The organism is Patescibacteria group bacterium, from assembly GCA_004297215.1.
GTDB lineage: Bacteria > Patescibacteriota > Patescibacteriia > UBA9934 > GWF2-40-263 > 2-01-FULL-63-20.
In genome coordinates this window covers 114,382-135,591 of sequence record SCUM01000001.1, presented here as the reverse complement: position 1 = coordinate 135,591, position 21,210 = coordinate 114,382, and the positions used below count along the sequence as shown (strand labels likewise).

Here is a 21,210-nt window from a genome sequence, read left to right as displayed (position 1 = left end):
AACCGCGATTCCTGCCATGATGCCCCGTCCTGCAAGGCGCAGGAAGAAAGGGAACCGATGCGGGTCATCGCCATACGGACGCAGGACCTTCCGGACCTGCTCCAGATCGAGGACGCCGAGGTCTTCAAGGCCCCGGCAGGCAACGCCAACTGGCTCTTGTTCAAAGAGGAGAATCGGGAGCCGGTCCTCGTGATCGGCGACGTGAATCCCCACGAGACGCTCTTTCACCTGTGGGTGCTCCTAGAGGAGCGTCCCGAAACGCCGCGCGAGCGGTACAAGGAGATCCGCGCGTGCAAGGACGAGCTCCGGGCGATCTGGCGTGAGCGCGTGGCCGCCGGCGGCATCATCGGGCTCGACGGCAAACCCCTCGGCTGGGAAACGCTCTACTTCGACGTCAAGACGCCGGAGGAGTGGCAGCGGATCCTCACGGCCAAGCTGCCGCTCGTCGTCAACTGGGCGTTTCTTGGGCGGCCGATGCCCGATGACGCCGACATCACCCTGTCATGAAGGAGGGCATATGCATACGAGCCCGATTCATCTGCGACGGATGAGCGAACTGCTCGAGATCGGCGACCCCAAGCCGTACGAAGCCGCGGACAACGCCTTCTCCTGGATCCTCCTGCGCGCCGCCGTGGAAGGGACGCAGTCGATCCTCATCGTGGGGGACGTGGGCAACCACCTCGATTTGTTCCTCATGCATCATGTGCTCTCCGGCGGGAGCAAGGAGGACGCGAAGAAGCGCTGGGCCATGGCAAAGGCGCGGAATTCCGAACTGTGCCAGCAATTCAAGCCCCAGGTGTACGCAAGCGGCGTCATCACCCGCCGGGGCGAGGCGGTAAGCTGGGAAAGCAAGTGGTTTGCCAAAAAGACGCCCGAGGAGATCAAGGCGTTCCTCAAGGACGAGCTGCTCTCGACGATCCGCATGCACTTCCCCGAGCCGTCCCGAAGGCTCCCAAACAAGTGACGCCGGACGCCCCACGCAGGGCGTCCTTTTTTATTCCTTGATTCGTCAGGCTGCGTCAGGTATATTGCCGCCACCCACGGAACACGGAGAGGTCGCATAGCGGTCTAGTGCACACGCTTGGAAAGCGTGCAACCCGCAAGGGTTCGAGGGTTCGAATCCCTCCCTCTCCGCCAAAAAGCTCCCAGGACTGGGAGCTTTTTGCTTGGGAGGGTTCGCATGGGAGGCTTATCTCGCGCGGTCGACCACGGACGTCACCGTCGCGTCGATTTCCCCGGGTCTCTCGCCCAGGTCCGCCTGCGGGAAGAATCGCGTGAGGACGATCGGCCGCATGGCGGAAATGACGGTCTGGCCGTCCTTCACGTACACGTTGACCTTGCAGGGCAGGCAAAGCCCGATGTCGACGTCGATCTCCAGGAACGCATGGGCGAACTTGGCGTTGCAAAACTCGATGATCTTGAACGGCCCGCGCTCGAACCCTTTTTCGCCGAGCGATTTTTGCACGTCGTGCACGTACAAGACGCGCATGCCCGCCTTGGCAATCTCGTCCTGGACGCTTGAGACGGCTTCGTCGAACGTTTTCGGGGTCGAGACCGTGTAGGCGAATTCCATAGGTTTGAGGTTAGGGGTATGAGCACGGCTTCAGACGACCCTGCGACGATACAGCCACAGCCCCCACACGAACAGGGCCGCGCCCAGCCACTGCGCCGGGGTGAGGTTGCCGTAGCGTGCGTCCACGATGGCGCCGTCGGTCGCTCGCAGGAAGTCGAGGAAGAAACGGGAGGCGCCGTACCAGATGAGGAACAGCGGCGCGTACGACCCGGCCGGAGCCTTGCGCTTCCAGAGCACGACGAACAGGAGGGTGAGGGCGAATCCGCTCAACGCCTCGTAGAGCCCGAGGTCGTGGCGCACCCCGTCGGGATACTTCACGCCCAGGACGAAGCTGGTCAGCGTCCCCGGGTGGTCGTGGATGAGGAAACAGCCGACGCGGCCGATGGCGTAGCCAAGCGGGGCCCCGAACGCGCCGACGTCGGCGTACGCGGCGACGGACAGCTTCTTCCATTTCAGGTACAGCACGCCGCACAGGATGCCGCCGATGATCGCGCCCGCGCTCGAGTACCCGCCGTCACGGATCGCCAAGATCCGCCACGGATCGGCGAGATACGTCTCGGGCGCATAAAAGGCGACATGCGCGAGACGCGCACCGACGAATCCGCCGAGCGTCCCCCAGAACGCCAGGTCCCACATCACCTGCGGGTTCAATCCCCGCTCGCGAGCGAGACGTGCGGCAAGCCACGTACCGGCGAGGATGCCGAGCGCCACCATCAACCCCCAGACATAGATGGTGAGGGGACCGAGCTGGAACGAGACGAATTGGATGTATGGGATCACAGATCTCTTTGACTCTGTCTTTGCGAGGAGGCCTCAGCCGACGAAGCAACCTCACGCGAGATGGGAGATTGCTTCGTCGCCTGGACGGCACGCTCCTCGCAAAGACAAATTTACAGATTTGGTGTTCGGCGATGCCAATCAGTTACACCTTGATACGCGATGCCGGCGCGATAGAGCGTGGCCTCGTCGAACGGGCGGGCCATGAGCTGCAAGCCGATCGGGAGCCCGTCGGCGAACCCGCACGGGAGCGACATCGCTGGGATCCCGGCGATGTTGGCGGAGACGGTGTAGATGTCGGAGAGGTACATGGTGAGCGGGTCCGCGAACTTCTCGCCCAACTTCCAGGCCGTGGTGGGACTCGTGGGTGTCGCGATCAGGTCCACCTCCTTGAACGCCTCGTCGAAATCGCGGCGGATGAGCGTGCGTGCCTTGAGCGCCTGGCGGTAGTACGCGTCGGCATAGCCCTTTGACAGCACGTAGGTTCCCAGCATGATGCGGCGCTTCGCCTCGGCGCCGAATCCCTCGCCGCGGCTGCGCTCGTAGGTTTCCTTGAGGCTGTCGGCGCTCGCGCTGTAGCCGTAGCGGATGCCGTCGAACCGCGCGAGGTTTGAGCTCGCTTCGGCCGGCATCACGAGGTAATAGGTGGCGAGGGCATATTCCGCATGAGGAAGCGACACTTCGTGCACCGTCGCGCCTTGGCTCTTCAGCTCGGCCACGGCCTCCATCACCGACGCCTTCACGCGCTCGTCCATCCCCTCAAGGAAATACTCCTTGGGGATGCCGATGCGCAGCCCCGCGACCGAAGGCTGGTCGAGCTCGGGCACATACGTCTCGAGCGGGCCGACGCTCGTCGAATCCAGGTCGTCCTCCCCTTCCATGGCCCGCATGACGATCGCGGCGTCCTCCACGCTGCGCGTGAGCGGCCCGATCTGGTCCAGGCTCGACGCGAGCGCGATGAGGCCGTAGCGCGACACGCGCCCGTACGTGGGCTTGAGGCCGGTCACGCCGCACAGCGACGCGGGCTGGCGCACCGAGCCGCCCGTGTCGGAGCCCAGCGCGGCAAGCGCCATGCCGGAGGCGACGGCCGCGGCGGAGCCGCCGGACGAGCCGCCCGGGACCCGTGACGCGTCCCACGGGTTCTTCGTCGGGCCATAGTGCGACGATTCGGTAGAAGAACCCATCGCGAACTCGTCCATGTTCGCGCGACCGATGAGCACCGCTCCGGCGGCCCTAAGGCGCGTGATGACCGTCGCGTCGTACGCGGCGCGATGCGGCTCAAGGATGCGCGAACCGGCCGAGGCGGTCCAGCCGGTCACGCAGACGTTGTCCTTGATCGCGATCGGGATGCCGGCGAGCGCCCCTGGGTCGTCACCGGACTTGCGGGCCTTGTCCGCGATCCTTGCGGCAGCAAATGCGCCGTTCTCGTCCACGTCGAGCAGCGCGTTCAGCTTGCCATTCGCCGCTTCGACGCGGGAGAGGCATGCGCGCACCAAATCCTCGCTCGAGATCTCCCGCGCGGCGAGCCGCTTCCCGACCTCCCGGATGGTCACTGACGTGAGGTCCATACCCAGTACTACAACAAGGACGTCTTCGTCAGGAAGGCATCCTGGACGATCGTCTGGAATGAAAGATGCTCTCGACCTGAAGGAATTCTAACGGAGTCAACCGATAAAAATGTCCTTGTTGTAGTACTGGGCATATCAGTCCGTCTTGTCCGCGAACACGGCATCCACCTCGAGCAGGTCGCCGCTGTGCCGCGGGAACGCCGCGATCATGCGCGTACGCGCGTCCGGATCGCATCCGCCGACGACATCTTCGCGCCAGACGTTTACGAGATCCTCGACATGCTCCATTTCCGGCACGTCCTTCGTGTCGAGATCCTGCAGCTTGTCCACGTACCCGACGATGGCGTCGAGGTCCTTCGCATACGCCGCAACGTCCTCCTCGTCGAGCTTGAGCCGCGAGAGATGCGCCAGGTGCCGGATTTCTTCGGGGGTGATGGGCATAGGGAGGCGTTGAAGGCCTTAGGCGATAAGGCCTCAGGATGGCCGAAGCATACGGAGAAAATCGGCTTCAGACAAGATGCGAACGCCAAGCCGCTTCGCGTCGTCTGCCTTGGACCCAGGGCTTTCCCCGACCAGGACGAAATCCGTCTTCTTACTCACGGATTCGGACGCCTTCCCGCCTGCGGAGCGAACGGCTTCCTTGGCTTCATCGCGGCTGAGCGCGGACAATGTCCCGGTGATGACGACGGTCTTTCCGGAAAAAACGCCGCTCACGGCCCGCTTCTCCCCCTTCCCGACGACGATCCCGTTCTTCCGGTACGACGCGACGAGGTCGCGGTTCTCGTCGTCCGAGAACCATTCGAGGACGCTCGTGGCCACCACCGGGCCGATGTTGGGCACCTGGGTGAGCGCCTGCTCGTCGGCCTTGATGAGCCCGTCAAGGGAGCCGAAATGCGACGCGAGGTCGCGCGCGGTCTCCTCGCCCACGTTGCGGATGCCCAGCGCGAGGATGAACTTGTCGAGCCGGATGCGCTTCTTCGCGCGGATGGCGTCCGCGAGCTTCTTCGCGGAAACCTCGGCAAACCCCTCGAGCTTGAGCAGGTCGTCGCTCGTGAGCGCGAACAGGTCGGCGGCGCTCTTCACGAGCCCCTGCTCGAGCATCTGCGCGACGGTCTGCGGGCCAAGGCCGTCGATCTCGAACGCGCGCGCGGCATGCAGGGCGTTCTCACGGTCCTGCGCCGGACAGCGCTTGTCGGGGCAGACGATCGCCACTTCCCCTTCGCGTCGGACGACCTTCGTCCCGCACACCGGACAGTTCTTCGGCGCCTTCGTTGCCTGCGACCCTGCGGGCCTGAGCTCCTTCAGGACGGCCTTCACCTTCGGGATGATGTCCCCGGCCTTGTACAGGATCACCGTGTCTCCCACGCGCACGTCGAGGCGCTCGATCTCGTCGAGGTTGTGGAGCGACGCGTGTCTCACCGTGGTCCCGGCGATGAACGTCGGGTCGAGCGCCGCGACCGGGGTCAGCGCCCCGGTCCGCCCCACGAACCACTCGATGCCGCGGACGACCGCCGTCGCCTCCTCGGCCGGGAATTTCCACGCGACGAGCCCGCGCGGGGTCTTGCCCACGACGCCAAGCGACGCGTAGAGCGCGTTGTCGTCCACCCGCGCCACCATGCCGTCGATCCAGAATCCAAGTCGCTCGCGCTTTTTCTGCAACGCCCTCCAGAACGCCTCCGCTTCCTGCGCGTCCTTGCATGCCTTGGCTTCCGCGGCCTTGAACCCCATCTCGCGCAATATTTCCCATTCCTCATGCTGGCGCGTCTGTCCAAGGTCGTCGACGAGGTCCCAGGCGATGAACGCGAGCGGACGCGAGGCGGTGACCGCCGGGTCGAGCTGGCGCACGCTCCCGGCCGCCGCGTTTCGCGGGTTCACCAGCTCCTCCTTCCCTTCCTTTTTCATCTCACGGTTGTACGCCTCGAACGCCGCGACCGGCATGTAGACTTCGCCTCGGACTTCGATCGTAGTTGGTAGGGGGTAGGTGGTAGGGGGTAGGCGCAGACGGAGCGGGACGGATTCGATCGTGCGCACGTTCGCCGTCACGTCCTCCCCGATCTTGCCATCCCCGCGCGTGGCCGCCGATTTCAAAAGACCATCCTCGTACACGATGGACAAGGCAAGTCCGTCGACCTTCGGCATGCAGAACAGGTCGAACCGCTCCCGGTCGCTAAGCTTTGCCAGACGACGATACCAGTCTCCGAACTCTTGCGGGGAAAACACGTCTTCCATGGAGAGCATCGGCCGCAGGTGCGTGACCTTGGGGAACCTGGCGAGCGCCTTGCCGCCCACGCGCTGCGTCGGGGAGTCCGCCGTGATGAGGTCCGGATGCGCCTGCTCGAGCGCGTACAGCTCGTGCTTGAGGCTGTCGAGCGCCGCATCCGAAATCGAGCTCTTGTCGAGCACGTGGTATTCGTAACGGTACGCGTCGATCGCCTTTCGCAACTCAAGGATGCGCGCCTTCGCTTCGGCCTTCGTCATACGTTCATTCCGCCTTCGGCGGGTCCTGGCGCGCCCCGAGCTCGATCGTCACCTTCGGCGGCGTCACCATCGCTTCCGACAGGATCTCCGCCGCCTCCGAGACGGCCGGGCCGTAATGCCAATCAAGGTCGAGATGGACGGTCTGTTTCGACGCGTCGACCGAAACGCACCCGGCCCCGACGAGCGTCGAGGCGGCAAGCGCGAGCGGGAGGACGCGGCCGACGTTCATACTTTTTTCCCTTCAGCCCATTTCCGAAGCGTCTTTTCGTCCGCCTCCCCGCAGATATGCTGCTTGGACGCGGTATTGAAGAAAAACGGCACCCCGCCGCACAGGCCCCGGTCGTATTCCTTCAGCTTCTCGGCATTGGCCTCATCGTGCCAGGTCTCGTGCTTCTTGATGTCGAACCCCTCGGAAATCAGCTTATCCACAAGGGGCATCATGGTGACGCAGTGGGGGCATTCCTTGCCGTAAAACTCGAGAAGGGCCATATCGGGATCAGGCGGATTATGCATCCATGCTACCATGCCAGGCATGAAGCGGCATCTCCCTCCACTGCTGTTCGCGATCCTGGTGGCGACCCTGCTTGTCGGCCAGAGATTCGGCTCCCCGTGGGCGGGAGCGGACCGTGGACCTGCCGTGGAAGCGGTCGTCCTCGTCGCGGACGGCGAGGTGGTCGTGGACGCGGCGGGCAAGACGCGCCCGGCGACCGTCGGGGAGCGCCTGCGGCGCGGCGAGATCGTCCTCATCGGAGCCGGCGGCTACGCGGAGCTGTCGGTCGCGGGGGTGCGGCTGGGGCTCGACGAGCGCACGGACCTGCTCATGGCCGACCTCTCTGCGTCGCACCCGGTCGTCCGACTCGTGCAAGGCCGCCTCGCGGCCGCGTCCGACCCCTCCTCGCCCATCCTCTCCGTCACCACCGAGGCGACCGACACGCAGCTTCCAAGCGGCGCCTCCATGTCGGTCATCAACTATAGTTTCCGCCATGTGGTGGAAATCATTCCCTTCGACGCGCCGCTCCCGATCCTGTTCGTTGACGACAGCGCCATCGTCGCCGTCGGGGCGCAACGCGTCACGGAGCGACCGGGCCTGTCCGTGGAGGGATTCGCGTTCGACGCGAACACGAGCGCCGGCGCCGCGTTTTACGCCAAATTCTTCCATTTATTGTCATCCTGAGACTGAACGGCTGACGAAGGATCCTCGTTGGGATACCTCCAGACGATCATCCCAGGACAAACGTCTGATGGACTCCAGACGAGGTTCCTTCACTGCGGCCTGAAGGCCTTCGTTCAGGATGACAAAACGCCTCCCCCGAGCACCTCGTCGCCGTCGTAAAAGACGATGGATTGCCCCGGAGTGACGGCCCGCTGCGGCTCGTCGAACGTGATGGATACGGTCGCGTCGCCGACCGCGTCCACCGTGCACGGCGCGATCGGCCCGCGGTGCCGGATGCGCGCGCCTACCCGGTCCCCTGCCTGCGGGCGACGGAACCAGTTCGCCTGATTCGCGGACACGGTTTTCTTGAACAACCCCGGGTCGAAGGCGCTGCCGACGACGAGCTCGTTCGTGGCCATCCGCTTCTCGACCACGTAATACGGCTCGCTCGCCGAAACGCCCAACCCTTCGCGCTGGCCGATCGTGTAGAACGGCAACCCGTCGTGCGTGCCGACGTCCCGCCCGTCGGTCGTGACGATCCTTCCACGGACATGCGGGATGCGTTGAGCAAGGAATTGTTTCATGTCCACTTCCCCCACAAAACAGATCCCAACGCTATCCGGTTTGTCCGCGACCGGCAGCTGAAGCGCCTTCGCCTTCGCCCGGACCTCGGGCTTCGTGAGCCCCGCAAGCGGGAACAGCACCCTCGGCAGCACCTTCGGTTCGATGGCCCAAAGGAAATAGGTCTGATCCTTTTCGGTGTCCGCAGGACGCATCAGGCGAGCTACCCCTCCCCTTGCCAAGGAGAGGGCATGGGTGGGGTCTGTGCCGTGCTGGACCCGCGCATAATGCCCGGTCGCGACGAAGTCGCATCCGAGGCGATCGGCCTCGCGCGCGAACAGGTCGAACTTCACATGCCTGTTGCACAGCACGTCCGGGTTCGGCGTGCGACCGGCGGCAAACTCGCGGAACATCTCGTCGATGACCTTTTCCCGATACTCCTTTTCGAAGTCGAGCGTGAGGAACGGGATGCCAAGCTGGGCCGCGACGCGGTTCGCGTCGCGCCTGTCCGCCCTCCAGGCGCAGTCGCTCCAGTTCCTCATGAACGCCCCGATCACCTCATATCCCTGCTCCAGCAGCAAAGCCGCGGCCACGGACGAATCCACGCCGCCGGACATGCCGAGCAGGACTTTGGGCTTTGGGCCGGGCATACGGAACGACGGATCTTAGGATAAAAAGAGGGCCCCCGCAAGGGAGGCCGGAACGGGAGGGTGAAACGACGGTCAGCCGCGGCGCTGGGCGAACTTCACCACCTTGTTGGACGTCCTCATGCCGCGCTGCACGCGCGTGATGCGCGCGGCATCCAGCCATCGGATGTTGAGCCTCTCGGCAAGCAGGTCGGTTTCCGTGGGCGGAGGTTTCCAGCCGTTCATGGCCGGGGCCCTGGGAGGCGGCTTGTCGTCGGGAGCGGAAGGATCGTGAGCGTCGGACACGGGACACCTCGTTGACCGGGCACCAGCGCGCGGTCGTGCAAAGGGATGATACCCTATTTCTCCTTCGCCCGGTACACCCCGTCCCATCCGTCCTTCACCCCCTGCGCCCGCAGGTCCGTGACACGAGAGAGGAACGCCGTGGACGGCCCGTCGCCCGGGCGCACGCGCAGGGCCTCGGTAAAGAACCGCTGCGCGTCGTCCCAGCGCGCCGATCGGTAGGCCGAGAGCCCCTCGCCGAAGAACACGACGGCCTTGCGGACCTCCTCGGGAACCTTGCCGCGCTCGCATAACAGCTCGAAGATGCGCACGGGCTTGTCCTTCCCTTTCACGGCGATGAGGTCGAGCTCGCGCGCCTCGAACGCACCAGCGGTTTCCGACAGGACGGCTTCGGACACGATCAGGTCCGTGCCGTACGCCTTATTGATGCTCTCGAGCCGCGACGCGAGGTTCACGGCGTCGCCGATCACCGTGTAGTCGAACCGGCGGCTCGACCCCACGTTGCCCACCACCATGGGGCCGAGGTTGAGCCCGATGCGGGCGTGAAACGGCGGGAGGCCGCGTTGGGCGCGCTTCGCGTTGAGCTCGCCGAGGCGCGCCTTGTAGGCGAGCGCGGCGCGGCAGGCGCGTATCGCGTGATCGGCCTGCGGGAGCGGCGCGTTCCAAAACGCCATCACCGCGTCGCCGATGAACTTGTCGATCGTGCCGTCGTGGGCGAGCACCACCGAGCTCACGGCGTCCAGGTACTCGTTGAGCTGCGCCACGAGGTCGACGGCGTCCAGCGACTCGGCGATGGTGGTGAACCCGGCGATGTCGGAGAACAGCACGGTCATCTCCCGCTTCTCTCCGCCGAGCTGGAGGCGTTCCGGGTGCTCCATGAGCTCCTCCACCACGTGCGGGCTCACGTAACGCGAAAACGCGGAAGCGGTCTCGCGGCCCAGGCGCGCCTCGGTGAGGTAGCGGAACGCGTAGGCCGCGGCGAAAGCGAGGGCGAGCGCGAGGGGCGGGTAGGCCGTGTGCAGGACCAGGCCGTATTCGAACGCGGCCCATGTCGCCACGGCGTAGGCGGCGAGCGCGAAGGCGAACGCAAGGGTCGAAAGCGGGAGGGAGAGCGCGAGGAACGCCGCGAGCGCGCCGGAAAGCGCGAGGGAGGCGAACGCGATCGCGCTGAGGGGCGACTGCTCCGTGAGCGATCGGTTGGACAGGATGGTCTGCACCGCGTTCGCGTGGATCTCCACCCCGCTCATGGGGACCCCTTCGGACACCGGCGTGGGCTGCTCGTCGTGCACGGCCGTGCCGGTCTCGCCGATCAGCGCCACGGCGCCGGAGAGGTCCACACTGTTCCCGTCGCGATCCACGAGGTTGCCGTCGAGGACGTCGGCGAAGGAGACGCGCCGGTAACTCCCGGGCGCCCCGAAATAGCGGATGAGGAAGCGCCCGGAACCGTCGAGCGGCACGCGCAGCGCGTCCACGCGCTTGCTCCCCACGCGCACGGCTTCGTCGCTCACCGTAAGCGTGCCCTCCTCGCGGCGGTTGGCCTCGCTCCCTTGTCCCAAAAACGCGTTCACGACCGCCACGGCAAAGGCCGGGATCTCTCCCGCGGTCCCGACGCCCTGGCGCCGCAGCAAGCTGTCGCGGTCCGCGGAAAACAGCACGCTGCCGAGGCGCCCCTGTGCCGCGCGCGCGAGCTCGGGGAGCGGGGAAAGCGCCGGGGTGCCTCCGTACGCCGGGCGCGTCGCGAGCACCGCCTGCGGATGCGAGGCAAGCGTGCGCGCGAGCGCGGCGACGTCCGCCTCGGGGGCCGGTTCGGAAAGGATCACGTCCACGCCGATCGCGGCGGCCCCGGCGCGCGCGAGCGTGTCAATGGCCTTGGCGTAATCGGATTTGGAAAAGCGCAGCGTCCCGTCCTCGCTCGCGCTCCGGCGCGCAAGCGACCGGTCGTCGATGGCCACGATCACGATGTCCTCGCGCGCGGAAGGCCGTGCGGACCGGTAAAGCGAGTTGGACAGCGAGAGGTGCAGCCCCTCGAACCAGCCCAGGGAGGCGACGGCAAACAGGCACGACGAAAGCGCGACCGACGCCGCGCCCCAGAACGCCAGCTTTTGCCGGGCGCGCCTGTTCACACTAGTACGGATAGCCGGACGATCCGGCGGACGGCTGCGCGTACGGGTCCTTGGGCGGCGCGGGTTCCTGGACGGGGGCCGGGATGGCGGCCGGGGCGATCGTCGCGGCCTTGGGCGAGGCGACGGGCGCGAAGCGGATCTTGGCCGCGTCGGAACCCGGGCACTTGGCGCGGATGTCGGCGAGGAACAGCTCGAACATGCGGCGGAACCCCTTGTCCGTGAGCGAACGCTGGCGGTATTCCTCGATCTCGGCCTTGCATTCGCACGCGTCGGTCCAGCCGTGCTTGAGCGAGTCGCCCAGCTCGAACAGGTTGTGGCGCTGGTAGAGCTCAATGAGGCGTTCGCGCTCTTCCTGGTCGAGGACGAGCGCGCGCGCCATCTCGCGTACCTTGAGCCGAGCCGCGTACGCGGACGCGTCCTCGGGAAGCGCGTCGGCGAGCGCGCGGTCCGCGGCCTTGGTCTCGGCGACCATGGCGGCGATGAGCGACCGCTTCTCCGGCTCGGGCAGGTCGCTCCCCTTCACCTGCGCGACGGCCGCCTCGATGCCCGTGAGGACGCCTTCCGCGTCCGCGGCAACGGCCGTGCCGGCGCGAGCGCGCAGCGCGAACTCAAAGACGCGCATGGAGGCGATGGCGGCCTGCGCGCGCACGCGCGCCGCGCCCGAGCTCGCGGAAAGCGCCTCGGCGAGCGCGCGCTCCTTCTTGTCCCAGTCCGATTCGCCCGGCAGCGCGCCCACGCGCTGGCGCAGGCGCTCCCGCATGGCGCTTGCGAGGCCGGCGATCGCCTGGCCGTCGAGCGCTTCGTTCTTCAAGAACCAATCCGACTTCGCGTCCGCGGGGTCGGTCGCGCTCAGGCGCATGGACGCGAGCGCTCCGGCGCGCCCGTGGGCGAACCGCGCACTCTCCCCGGCCACCACCACGCGCTCGGTCCCCCCGTCCTCTCGCAGCGCGAGCGCATGCTCGACCGGCTGCACGAGCACGGATCCGTCCGTGACGGACAGGTTGAACGCGGTCCCGCGCACCCCGGCCACCACGTCGCCTGCTCGCCCCTCGAAGGTGGAATCCGCGTCCACCAGGTTCATGGCCTTGGACCACACGGCCCCCTTCACCACCTCGAACTCCACATGCGTCTCGCTGATCTCCTCCGGGTCGTAATCCGCGGCGGAAATGCGAAGCTCGGCGCCGCCGGAAAGGCGGCTCACGGAATCGTCGAACCACCGCAGCGTCGCGAACCCGTCCTCGGACACGGTCACGGCGTCGCCCACGCCCATCAACGCCTCGTCCGTCACGGTCTCGCTCGCGCCGTCCGCGCGGCGCACCGTGGCGCTCCCGCGCTCCACCGTGAGCGTGTTGCCCGCGGCAAACAGGGCCGCGGCCTGCGCCGGGGTCACGAGGCGGCTCGCGTCGTATCCGGGCGTCATCGCGCGCCAGGCCTTGGGCGCAAACAGCGCGACGAGGACGAACGCCGCGAGGAGGAGCGGAAAAAGGCGTTTGAGGCGTTGCATATCGGCATTACCCTATCCCACCGGGACAGGCTGTCAAAGGGGTCGTCACAGCAGCACGATGGCCGCGAGCGCGGCGAGCGCGAGGCGGTAGAGCGCGAACGGGGCGTAGGTGGCGGTGCGCATGAGCCTGATGAGCCAGCGGATGGCAAGCGCGCCCGACACGGCCGAGGCGATGATCCCCATGGCGAGCGGCAGGGCCGGGACCTCGGCCGCGCCCGTGCCGACCTGCACGAGCGAAAGCGCGCTCGCCGCGGCCACGGCCGGGATGGAAAGCAGGAACGAAAAGCGGGCCGCGGCTTCGCGCGTGAGCCCGAGCGCGCGGCCGGCCGTGATCGTGACCCCGCTGCGCGAAGTGCCGGGGAGCAAGGCGAGGACCTGCGCGAGGCCCATGAGCAGCGACCTGCTCCAGCCGGCCTTCTCCGCCTTCCCTTCCGAGGACGGCGCGAACCGGTCCACGAGGTAGAGCGCGACGCCCCAAAACGCGAGCGTGCCCACGATGAGGCGCGGGTCGCGCAGGTCGGGCTTCCACACCTCCCCGATGAGGAAGCCGCTGAGCAGCACCGGCAGCGTGGCGACGACCACCATCCAACCGAGCCCTCCCCAGGCGTCGCCTGGCACGAACAGGCCCCGAAGGATCCGCTTCACGTCGTCTCGCAACGCGAATACGACCGCGAAGAAGGTGCCCAGGTGGATCGCCGCGTCAAACGCGACCGGATGCGGCTCCCAACCGAACAAGGCCGGGACCAGGATGAGGTGGCCGGAGCTGGAGACGGGCAGGAATTCGGTAAGCCCTTGGACGATGCCGAGGACCGCGGCTTGCAGGAGGGTCACAGGGAAAGGCGTGCGAGGATCGCGTCAAACAGCGCCGGGTCTTTTTCAAGCATGTGCGTCCCGTGTCCAAGGCCCGTCTGGCGCAGGAACGTGGTGCGTTCGGGAGCGAGCTCATGCAGCTTCGCGCAGCTCGCGAAACTGTCGTGCTGGTCGTCATCGCTCGCGATGAGGACGACCTGCTGGACGCCGGACAGGTTCGAGATCGCATCCCCGGTCGTGACGCCCCGGTAGTCGAGGCCGGGCGACAACGCGATCGCCGTCGGGACGCCGGGATGTTCCGACAGGAACCGGATGGCGAGGTTGGCCCCGATCGATCCGCCCATCAGGAACGTGTTCCCGTCCGTCGCCCCTTTTCCCTCAAGCCAGGCGAACGCGGCCTCAAGGTCGAGGCGCTTGCCGCGGCTCTCGTCGTCAGTCATCTTCTCGAAATCGATCGTGCCGCCCATCGTGCTCTCCCCATGGCCGCGCTGGTCGTAGGCGAGCACGGACACGCCGCGCTCCCGGAGGATTTCCGCCCAACGCCTCCAGCTTTCCTTGGTGGCCGGACGGATGTGGAGCAGGATCGCGAACCGCTTCCCGGGAGCCGGATACCAGTCCCCGACGATTTCCACGCCGTCCTGCGTCGTGAACGAGACCCGCTCGGGCATATCAGTCGAACGACGGCAGGTCGCCGGGTTTCGAAGCCACGATCCTCGGCTTCCCACCGAACTCCTTCTTCTCCTTCGCCGCGCGCTCTTCCTTGGCCGCCGTGAGCGCGGCAAGGGACACGGCTGGATCGGTAATGATCTTCTCCACGATCACGCCGTCAGAGAGCTTCGCGGGCTTTTGAGGGACCGTCTTGGCCGGAACCGGTTTCGCCGCGACCGTCGCCGCGGCGCCCGGCGGACGGCTCACGACTGGCGGCTTCGATGCCGGCTTCCCTCCCTTGCGCTCGGCCCGGACGATCTCGATGCACTCGTCGTCGTAAATGGGGCGGCTGCGATCGAGCTCCACCGGCAGCGTGAACTCCTTGCCGCAGCGGGTACAGTTGTACTTGTGCGCCGGCTTCCTCGACCCCTTGGCCGCCTGTTTCTTCTCCTCGGCCGCGGCAAGCAGCTTCTCCACGTCCACCCCTTCCTCCATGCCGGTCCACTTGAGCACCTTCTCCTCGATCTCCGCGCGCGCCGTGGCGTAGCGTTCGCGGCTCACCTTGATCACGCGGTCGGAGCTCCCGGTGCGCTGCGCGATGGGCGGGAGCGTGATGGCGGAGAACGGCTGGCTCGTGACCCCGTCGATGAGGAGCTTCAGGTACACGTTGTACTTGGGAAGGTTGATGATGTCCTCCACCACGAACCGCGGCGCGAATTCCTTCTCGAGCTCCTCGGCGTCGGGCGCGCCCACGCGGTAGGCGATGAGCGTGCCGACGTTGCCGAACACGGCGTCGCGCACCTCCTCGGAGAGCTGGGCGATGTACTGGTGCGCCAAGGTGAGGCATAGGCGGTACTTGCGCGCCTCGGAGAGGATGTTGGCGAAGGACTCCACGGCGAAGTTCTGGAACTCGTCCACGTACAGGTAGAAGTCCTTGCGCTCCGTCTCCGGGATGTCCACGCGTTCCATGGCCCCGAGCTGGAGCTTGGTGATGAGCAGCCCCCCAAGGAGGCGCGAGTTGTCCTCGCCGATGCGGCCCTTGGACAGGTTCACGATGAAGATCTTCCCCCCGTCCATGATCTCCCGGATGTTGATGGTGGACTTCACCTGCGCGACGATGTTGCGGATGATGCTCGCGGACAGGAACTGCCCGATCTTGTTTTGGATCGGGGCCACGGCCTCCTGCGCGTACTTCTCGTTGTAGCTCGCGAACTCCGTGAGCCAGAACTGGCTCACGATCGGGTCCTTCACGTTGCTCACGATGCGCTTGCGGTAGTCGGCGTCGGAGAGCATGCGGTTGATGCCCAGGAGCGTGGAGCCGGGGTTGTCCAAGAGCGCCAGGATGGAGTTGTTGAGGATGTACTCCATGCGCGCGCTCCACAGGTTCTCCCAGATCTTCTTGAACACCCCCATCATGCCGGAGGCCACCAGGTGCCTGTTCTTGGGGTCGACCGATTCGAGGATGTTGAACCCCACCGGGTAATCCATGTCGGCCGGGTTGAAGTACACCACGTCGTTGATGCGCCAGCTCGGGATGTAATCGAGCAGCCGCTCGGCCGTGTCGCCGTGCGGATCCACGTAGCAGCAGCCGTGCCCGGCGTAGATGTCGCCGATCACCATGTTCTCCATGAGCGTGGTCTTGCCCATGCCCGTCTTCCCGATGATGTACACGTGCCGGCGCCGGTCGTCGGTCTTCACGCCGAACTTCCGCAGCTGGCCGCGGAAGTTGGTACGGGCGAAATACGTGATCTCGTTCTCGTGGTCGTGGGCGGGGTTCGTCATACCGGAAGGTTCGGCGGCGACTCGGCGTCAGACGAGGCCGGGCCATCCCCCCTCGTCTCTTCCTTCCACCCGGGCGGCGGGCCCGGGAGCACCACGCCCGCGGGCGGACCCATGTCGGTCGCATCCAAGCCCGGCTCGCGTTCTTCGGCTTCGGGCTCCGCCTGGACCGGCCTTCGGCGAGGCGGCGCGTCGGAGATGGGCATGGCAGGCATCGATACGGCCGGAACGTCGATCGTGGGGAGTCCCGGGAGGGCGTGCGTCGCGTCAGGCGCGGCTTCGACATGCCCGTGGCCATGGTCGCCATGCGCATCCGGCTCCGGCTCCGAGCGGCGCACGAACTTCGGCAATGCCCCTTCGGAATCCAAGGGGAGGTCCACCGGCGGCTCGCCGCGCTTCGCCTCGGATTTCCGCACCAAAGGCGCCTTCACCCCGATCGCCGGGAAATGCCAGATGGTGGCGAGCTCCTCGGCGTTCAGCACCTTCGGGGTGGCGCCGATGGTCCAGCTGCGCTTGCGGAACGCGCGCACGAGACGGCCCTGCTTCTTCGGCAAGGACCATCGCTGCCAGAAATAATCGTCCTTCGGCACGCTGGAGCCGTGAAACCGGAACGAATTCATGTTCAGGTGGGAATACGGCTGGAGCATCCCTTTGAGGATGGGCGCGCGCGAACCCTTATTGAAGGCTTCCTTGCGGGCGACGTAGACCAGCCGCACCTTGCTCGGGAACCCCACCTTCCCGCATTTCCGCAAGATCCCCTCGGCAATCTCCTTTTGGACGGGCGTGATCTTGAACGCCTTCCACGGGTCGACTTCCTTCTTGGCGTGCGCGTCCTCGCTCGCGCCGCCGAACACCTCCTGGAGCATGGCGTTGGGGATCGACAGGGCCGCGGACATCCCGGCCTCGATCATGCCGGGCTTGTGCGATTTCACGTTGCCGTAGGTCTCGTCGATGAAGGCCAATCCCTTGTCCTTCCAATCGTTGTTTCCAGGGGAAATCAGCACCTGCATCCACAGGTGTTCCCCGGGCCGCATCTTGCCGAAGCTTTCGAGCATCTGCCCGAGCGGGTCGCGGAATTCCCCGGCGAGCTTGTCCTCGAAATCCACGTACGTGCGCAGCGGATAGAATTCTTCCTTGCTCAGGGTCATTTCGGCCCCCCAAGCCTCATAATGCTCGTCCGGATACTTGGTGGGCGCCGAGGCCGCATAATCCTCCACCTCGACGATCTCCGCCTCGGGATAATGCGCGTACACGTTGGCCTCGATGACGTCGCGGTACTTGGTCTGGGTGTGCACGTAAAACTGGATGTACCCTTCCGTGGACGCGATCTCGAACGAGAATACGGGCTGGACCTTGCCCTTCAGCCATTTTTCCTTCCAGATGAGGTTGCTGAAGGAACCGATCAGGTTCGAGAACAGGGCCTCGACCGCCTTCGGGCTCTGTTCGGTCATCGCCGGGACGTTGATCGCGAGCAACACGTGCTGGAGCCCCTGCACGTACAGCCCCTGACGGTGGTTCTTCCACATCTCGACGAACCCCCACGCGAGCACGGCGGCCGTTCCTATCCAACCGAACAGGACCGTAAGCACGTACAGCTGCACGTCGATGCGCGCGTCAAGGAAAGCGGAAAGCCAGGACATAGTCGGGAACAGTATAGCACAAGAAAGGACCAAGGAATGAAGGGTTTGAAAGGGCCAAAGGAAACGTGAAAGTCCGAAATTCAAAGACGAAGGTTTTAAACCTTCGTCTTTTCGTCAATAAATTCTTTCACGTCTCCTTTGGTCCTTAGAACCTTCCGGCCTTGATCCTTCACTTCATCACCCTCCCGATCCCTTCCTGTTCCTCTTCTCCCACTCCACGAGCAGCGGGCTCGCGATGAAGATGGACGAATACGTGCCGGTCGCGATGCCGGCGAACAGGGCGGCGGCGAACGGGCGGGTGGTGTCGCCGCCGAACGCGAGGATGGCGGCGAGGGCGAGGAGCGCCGTGAACGAGGTGTTGAACGAGCGCACGGCGGTCTGTTGCACGGAACGGTCCACGATGTCCTCGAACGCGTCGGAGGAATCCCGCGACAGGTTCTCGCGCACGCGGTCGAACACCACCACGGTGTCGGAGATGGAATACCCGAGGATGGTGAGCGCGGCGGCCACGAATCCCGCGTTCACTTCCCAATCCCGGAAATGACCGAGCACGGCGAACAGGCCGAGCGGGATGATCACGTCGTGCGCGGCGGCGATGAGCGTGACCACGGCATACTTCCAGCTGGGCACCGGGTCGCTCACCGTGCGGAACACGTAGGCGATGTAGAGTCCGATCAGCAGGAGCGTGATGGCGACGCCCAGCACGGCCGTGGTGCGCAGCTCCTTGCCGATCACCGGTCCGACGGAGTTGAACCGGAGCTCGGATGCGCCTTCGTGCGCGGCCTTCACGGCGGCGAGGGCCGTCTGGTGCTCCTCTTCGGTGAGCGGAGGGAGACGCACGAGGGCGCGGTCTTCCCCGGCGGGTTGCACCGTGGCGCCTTGGAATCCGGCGTTCGCGAACAGGCCCGCGAGTTCGGCGTTTTCCGGGCGCCCCGACGCGAACCGGAGCTCGAGCAGCGTCCCCCCCGTGAAGTCGGTGCCGAACTTGAGCCCGAACAGGCCGAGGGCCATGAGCGAGGCGCCGATCAGCACGGCCGAAATGGCGAACCAGAGGCGGCGCGGACGGATGAAGCTGAAGGCCATATCACTTGGGGTCCGTCGTCGGACGCTTAAGGCTGTAGAGCCACGGGGCCGTAAGGAACCTGGCGGAGCGGGCCGCGCCGAGATACGCGTGGGTCACCGTGAGCGCCGTGAACAGCGACAGCGCCACCCCGATGCCCAGCGTGAGGGCGAACCCCTTCACGAAACTGGAGCTGAAGAAATACAGCACGAGCGCGGAGATGAGCGTGGTGAGGTGCCCGTCCCGGATCGGCGCCCAGGCGCGGCGGTACCCTTCGGAGATCGACGACGACAGGTCGCGGCCCGCGCGCCACTCGTCGCGCATGCGCTCGAAGATGAGCACGTTGGCGTCCACGGCGATGCCCAGGGACAGCACGAACCCGGCGATGCCCGAAAGGGTGACGGTGACGCCGAACAGCTTGTAGGCCGCGAGGTTGAGCACGGCGTAGAGGACGAGCGCCACGCCCGCGAGCAGCCCCGGCAGTCGGTACACGAGGATCATGAACGCGGCGACCAGCGCGAAACCGATCAGGGCGGCGTTCACGCTCGCCGCGAGCGAGGCGGCGCCGAGGGAGGGCCCGACCGTTTCCTGCGACAGCAGCTTCACGGGCACGGGCAAGGCGCCGGCATTGAGGCGCTGGGCGAGAAGCTTGGCCTCGGGGAGCGTGAACGTGCCGCTGATGACGGCCTGGCCTCCATAAATCGCCTGCTGCACCGTGGGCACGGAGATGGCCTCGCCGTCGAGGAAGATGGCGATGGGCTCGCCCACATGCGCCTGCGTGAGCGTGCCGAACAGCTCGGCCCCCTCCGAGTTGAACTGCAGGCTGATGTGCGGCGCGCCGGAGGTAGGATCGAAGGCGACGTTCGCGCGCTCGAGGTGCTTGCCGGAAAGCCCGGTGTTCTTCCACGGGCTCGCGTCGGGCACCACGTCGGCGTCCTTCGAGAGCTTCAGCAGCACGCGCTGGACCTGATAGGTGGCGATCGCCCGCTCGTCGCGCTTGTAGATGAGGTGGTAGCCGAAATCGGTCTCCACGGCTTCGGAGATCTTCCCCTTCTCGACCTGCCGCGCGGCGAGTTCGAACGCCAGCACGGTGTCGCCCGGCTTCACCCAGCCCAAGTCGCCGCCGTTTTGCGCCGCGCTCGGGTCGTCGGAAAGTTCCGTGGCCTTCTCAGCGAAATTCTCCGCCGTGAGATCCTTCCTGAGCGCGGTCATGCGCACCGAGGCGTCGAGCGCGGGGACGTCCTTCACGCAGCCGGTCTTCCCTTCAAAGCAGAACAAGATGTGGGACAGCTGCATCTCCCGGTCCTGCTTCTGGCCGAGATACTTCACCACGCTCAACCCTTCCGGGGTCTCGATCACCTTCGGGACGATGCCGCCCGCTCGCACCCCGCTGCGCTGGATCGCCTTCACGATCTCGCCGTAGCGCGCGGAATCCGCCACGGCCCCGCCCAAGACGCCCTTCGTCTCATCCGCGCCCGGCTCGACGGAAGCCTCCGCGACCAGGGCGTCGAACGCCGCGCCCGCGCGGGCGCGCGAGAGCAGGGCCTCGGCCGCCGCGCGCTCCTGCGCATTCAGCGCCGCGAGCGCGGCTTTTTCCTCGGCGGTGAGTTCGCGGCCGACGTCGGTGGCCGGCTCCTTGAACTCGAGCACCGGCGTCTCGCCGATCTGCTCAATCGCCGCGTTCACGTCGAGCACGCCGGCGAGCTCCACGATGAGGCGGTGGATGCCGCCGGCGGTGATCGTCTGCACCACGGGCTCGGCAACGCCGAACGCGTTCACCCGCCGCTCGATCACGTCGCGCACCCCTTCGAGGGCCGTGTCCTGGTCGCCGGCGGGGATCTCCGCCATGTCCGCCTCGTACACGAGATGGGTGCCGCCCTGCAGGTCGAGCCCCAGGCGGTACGGATCCTCCGGGAGCGACGGGAGGCTCCAGCCGGTCTTCCCCTCTACGAACGACGCGGAGCCGTTCCAGAGCGCGGGAAAATCGTATGTCGCGCCCGCCAGGGTGAGGATGAGCAAAAGCGCGGTGGCGACGCGCGGATGACCGCCGCGCGAGGCGGGGCGCTGAGCGCCATGGTTGCGCTTGATTTTCCAGGTCTGCATAGGGGATGCCGGAGCTCCGTTTAGACGACGGGAGTGTAGGGGAAACGGCAAGGAGACGCAAGACGGCGTATCCCTTTGACAACTTCCCGGATCCGCGGACACAATGGGGCGCCCATGACCTTTCCCCCACTCGAGGAGCGTGCGTGAGCCGACGCAGCAAGAAGAAGCAACTGAAACCAACGCGCGACCTGAGCCAGGTCGAGCCGCAACGCGTGCTCCCGTCGCTCCGGATGCGGCGGATCGAGGAAGCGCTCGAATTCCACAACGACGAGGCCGGAGCGCCCAGGACATGCCGATGGTGCGCCGGCCGCAAGATCGGACTGGACTTCTTCACGGCCGGGGCGCCGTTCGCCTGCTCCGTCGGGTTCCACTACTGCGAAACGTGCAACGCCGTGCTGTTCGTCTACCCGCCGCTCGCCCTCATGGGAGAGGTGAGCGAACACGCGTGGGCGCAACGCGTCCCGGTCAGCCAATGACCGATCCTGGCCCGCTTCCCTGCGGGCC

The 21,210-nt window shown here is 66.2% G+C and carries 20 protein-coding genes and 1 tRNA gene; 5 read left to right on the top strand and 16 right to left on the bottom strand.

Going from position 1 to position 21,210, the window contains the following annotated elements; translation table 11 throughout:
- Positions 1 to 57: 57 nt before the first annotated feature.
- The 3 genes from EPO34_00655 to EPO34_00645 all read left to right on the top strand — a co-directional run bounded on the left by EPO34_00655 (position 58) and on the right by EPO34_00645 (position 1,137).
- Positions 58 to 507 (top strand): hypothetical protein, encoded by a 450-nt coding sequence (locus EPO34_00655; GenBank protein TAK03659.1) that lies wholly within the window; start codon positions 58 to 60, stop codon positions 505 to 507.
- 10 nt (positions 508 to 517) lie between these two features.
- Positions 518 to 964, top strand: a complete 447-nt coding sequence (locus EPO34_00650; GenBank protein ID TAK03658.1) for a hypothetical protein — start codon at positions 518 to 520, stop codon at positions 962 to 964.
- Between the two features lie 85 nt (positions 965 to 1,049).
- Positions 1,050 to 1,137: transfer RNA gene (locus EPO34_00645), tRNA-Ser, on the top strand.
- A gap of 52 nt (positions 1,138 to 1,189) precedes the next feature.
- On the opposite strand, the gene EPO34_00640 is transcribed toward EPO34_00645, so the two are convergent.
- The 7 genes from EPO34_00640 to EPO34_00610 form a co-directional block, all read right to left on the bottom strand.
- On the bottom strand, positions 1,190 to 1,573 hold the full coding sequence (locus EPO34_00640; GenBank protein TAK03657.1) for a DUF302 domain-containing protein: 384 nt from the start codon (positions 1,571 to 1,573) through the stop codon (positions 1,190 to 1,192).
- 30 nt (positions 1,574 to 1,603) lie between these two features.
- Positions 1,604 to 2,353, bottom strand: a complete 750-nt coding sequence (gene lgt, locus EPO34_00635) for a prolipoprotein diacylglyceryl transferase (GenBank protein ID TAK03656.1) — start codon at positions 2,351 to 2,353, stop codon at positions 1,604 to 1,606.
- 110 nt (positions 2,354 to 2,463) lie between these two features.
- Positions 2,464 to 3,918, bottom strand: a complete 1,455-nt coding sequence (gatA, locus tag EPO34_00630; protein ID TAK03655.1) for an Asp-tRNA(Asn)/Glu-tRNA(Gln) amidotransferase subunit GatA — start codon at positions 3,916 to 3,918, stop codon at positions 2,464 to 2,466.
- A 135-nt stretch (positions 3,919 to 4,053) separates the two neighbouring features.
- Complete coding sequence (gatC, locus tag EPO34_00625; protein TAK03654.1) at positions 4,054 to 4,359, bottom strand: Asp-tRNA(Asn)/Glu-tRNA(Gln) amidotransferase subunit GatC; 306 nt, start codon at positions 4,357 to 4,359, stop codon at positions 4,054 to 4,056.
- Positions 4,360 to 4,392: 33 nt separating this feature from the next.
- On the bottom strand, positions 4,393 to 6,396 hold the full coding sequence (ligA, locus tag EPO34_00620; GenBank protein ID TAK03653.1) for an NAD-dependent DNA ligase LigA: 2,004 nt from the start codon (positions 6,394 to 6,396) through the stop codon (positions 4,393 to 4,395).
- Positions 6,397 to 6,400: 4 nt separating this feature from the next.
- On the bottom strand, positions 6,401 to 6,625 hold the full coding sequence (locus EPO34_00615) for a hypothetical protein (GenBank protein ID TAK03652.1): 225 nt from the start codon (positions 6,623 to 6,625) through the stop codon (positions 6,401 to 6,403).
- Positions 6,622 to 6,885, bottom strand: coding sequence for a hypothetical protein (locus EPO34_00610; GenBank protein ID TAK03651.1), 264 nt, complete (start codon positions 6,883 to 6,885; stop codon positions 6,622 to 6,624). Before EPO34_00610 ends, EPO34_00615 begins: the two co-directional genes overlap by 4 nt.
- Positions 6,886 to 6,928: 43 nt before the next feature.
- On the opposite strand from EPO34_00610, the gene EPO34_00605 reads away from it, so the two are divergent.
- Positions 6,929 to 7,570, top strand: coding sequence for a hypothetical protein (locus EPO34_00605; GenBank protein TAK03650.1), 642 nt, complete (start codon positions 6,929 to 6,931; stop codon positions 7,568 to 7,570).
- 113 nt (positions 7,571 to 7,683) lie between these two features.
- Here EPO34_00605 and mnmA read toward each other — a convergent pair whose 3' ends face one another.
- The 9 genes from mnmA to secD all read right to left on the bottom strand — a co-directional run bounded on the left by mnmA (position 7,684) and on the right by secD (position 20,997).
- Positions 7,684 to 8,760 carry a tRNA 2-thiouridine(34) synthase MnmA gene (mnmA, locus tag EPO34_00600; protein ID TAK03649.1) on the bottom strand — a complete coding sequence of 359 codons (1,077 nt, stop codon included), beginning with the start codon at positions 8,758 to 8,760 and terminating at the stop codon, positions 7,684 to 7,686.
- Positions 8,761 to 9,095: 335 nt separating this feature from the next.
- Positions 9,096 to 11,495 carry an adenylate/guanylate cyclase domain-containing protein gene (locus EPO34_00595; GenBank protein ID TAK03648.1) on the bottom strand — a complete coding sequence of 800 codons (2,400 nt, stop codon included), beginning with the start codon at positions 11,493 to 11,495 and terminating at the stop codon, positions 9,096 to 9,098.
- Complete coding sequence (locus tag EPO34_00590; protein ID TAK03647.1) at positions 11,164 to 12,666, bottom strand: hypothetical protein; 1,503 nt, start codon at positions 12,664 to 12,666, stop codon at positions 11,164 to 11,166. The genes EPO34_00595 and EPO34_00590 overlap by 332 nt, the downstream gene beginning before the upstream one ends.
- A gap of 45 nt (positions 12,667 to 12,711) precedes the next feature.
- Positions 12,712 to 13,497 (bottom strand): undecaprenyl-diphosphate phosphatase, encoded by a 786-nt coding sequence (locus EPO34_00585; GenBank protein ID TAK03646.1) that lies wholly within the window; start codon positions 13,495 to 13,497, stop codon positions 12,712 to 12,714.
- Positions 13,494 to 14,144 carry a hypothetical protein gene (locus tag EPO34_00580; GenBank protein TAK03645.1) on the bottom strand — a complete coding sequence of 217 codons (651 nt, stop codon included), beginning with the start codon at positions 14,142 to 14,144 and terminating at the stop codon, positions 13,494 to 13,496. The genes EPO34_00585 and EPO34_00580 overlap by 4 nt, the downstream gene beginning before the upstream one ends.
- Position 14,145: 1 nt before the next feature.
- Entirely contained in the window at positions 14,146 to 15,906 is a 1,761-nt protein-coding gene (locus tag EPO34_00575; GenBank protein ID TAK03644.1) for a hypothetical protein, read from the bottom strand.
- Positions 15,903 to 17,543: a hypothetical protein gene (locus EPO34_00570; protein TAK03643.1), complete on the bottom strand. Its 1,641-nt coding sequence runs from the start codon at positions 17,541 to 17,543 to the stop codon at positions 15,903 to 15,905. Before EPO34_00570 ends, EPO34_00575 begins: the two co-directional genes overlap by 4 nt.
- Before the next feature lie 177 nt (positions 17,544 to 17,720).
- Positions 17,721 to 18,626 (bottom strand): protein translocase subunit SecF, encoded by a 906-nt coding sequence (gene secF / locus EPO34_00565; protein ID TAK03642.1) that lies wholly within the window; start codon positions 18,624 to 18,626, stop codon positions 17,721 to 17,723.
- Between the two features lies 1 nt (position 18,627).
- Positions 18,628 to 20,997, bottom strand: a complete 2,370-nt coding sequence (secD, locus tag EPO34_00560) for a protein translocase subunit SecD (GenBank protein TAK03641.1) — start codon at positions 20,995 to 20,997, stop codon at positions 18,628 to 18,630.
- On the opposite strand from secD, the gene EPO34_00555 reads away from it, so the two are divergent.
- Entirely contained in the window at positions 20,937 to 21,182 is a 246-nt protein-coding gene (locus tag EPO34_00555) for a hypothetical protein (protein ID TAK03640.1), read from the top strand. The genes secD and EPO34_00555 overlap by 61 nt on opposite strands.
- Positions 21,183 to 21,210 lie beyond the last annotated feature (28 nt).